Raw genomic sequence first — 1,286 nt, 5'->3', positions numbered from 1 at the left:
TCTCGTGACTGCGTGCCTTTTGAAGAATGAGCCTGCGAGTTTGCGGTGTGTTGCGAGGTTAACCCGTGTGGGGAAGCCGTAGCGAAAGCGAGTCCGAATAGGGCGATGGAGTAGCACGCTCAAGACCCGAAGCGGAGTGATCTAGCCATGGGCAGGTTGAAGCGGAGGTAAGACTTCGTGGAGGACCGAACCCACCAGGGTTGAAAACCTGGGGGATGACCTGTGGTTAGGGGTGAAAGGCCAATCAAACTCCGTGATAGCTGGTTCTCCCCGAAATGCATTTAGGTGCAGCGTCGTGTGTTTCTTGCCGGAGGTAGAGCACTGGATAGGCGATGGGCCCTACCGGGTTACTGACCTTAGCCAAACTCCGAATGCCGGTAAGTGAGAGCGCGGCAGTGAGACTGTGGGGGATAAGCTCCATGGTCGAGAGGGAAACAGCCCAGAGCATCGACTAAGGCCCCTAAGCGTACGCTAAGTGGGAAAGGATGTGGAGTCGCAGAGACAACCAGGAGGTTGGCTTAGAAGCAGCCACCCTTGAAAGAGTGCGTAATAGCTCACTGGTCTAGTGATTCCGCGCCGACAATGTAGCGGGGCTCAAGCGTACCGCCGAAGTCGTGTCATTGCGATATATACCCCCAACGGGGATCGTGATGGGTAGGGGAGCGTCGTGTGCCGGGTGAAGCAGCACCGGAAGGTAGTTGTGGACGGTTCACGAGTGAGAATGCAGGCATGAGTAGCGATTCACACGTGAGAAACGTGTGCGCCGATTGACTAAGGGTTCCTGGGTCAAGCTGATCTGCCCAGGGTAAGTCGGGACCTAAGGCGAGGCCGACAGGCGTAGTCGATGGATAACCGGTTGATATTCCGGTACCCGCTGTGAAGCGTCAAACATCGAGCATCGTGATGCTAAGGCCGTGAAGCCGCCCCGGAGCCTTCGGGCAAAGGGGAGTGGTGGAGCCGCCGAACCAAGCGGTTAGTAGGTGAGTGATGGGGTGACGCAGGAAGGTAGTCCATCCCGGGCGGTGGTTGTCCCGGGGTAAGGGTGTAGGCCGTGATCCAGGCAAATCCGGATCACATAAGGCTGAGACCTGATGCCGAGCCGATTGTGGTGAAGTGGATGATCCTATGCTGTCGAGAAAAGCCTCTAGCGAGTTTCATGGCGGCCCGTACCCTAAACCGACTCAGGTGGTCAGGTAGAGAATACCGAGGCGTTCGGGTGAACTATGGTTAAGGAACTCGGCAAAATGCCCCCGTAACTTCGGGAGAAGGGGGGCCACACCTGGTGA

At 57.1% G+C, this 1,286-nt stretch carries 1 rRNA gene; it reads left to right on the top strand.

Annotated elements, in window-relative coordinates:
• A 23S ribosomal RNA gene (locus tag HNR57_RS39105) occupies positions 1 to 1,286 on the top strand; the annotation flags it as partial.

The sequence above is a fragment of the Streptomyces paradoxus genome (genome assembly GCF_014202475.1).
GTDB classification, from domain to species: domain Bacteria; phylum Actinomycetota; class Actinomycetes; order Streptomycetales; family Streptomycetaceae; genus Streptomyces; species Streptomyces paradoxus.
Note: the sequence above shows the minus strand (reverse complement) of the source record. Positions and strands in the feature narration are given on the sequence as shown.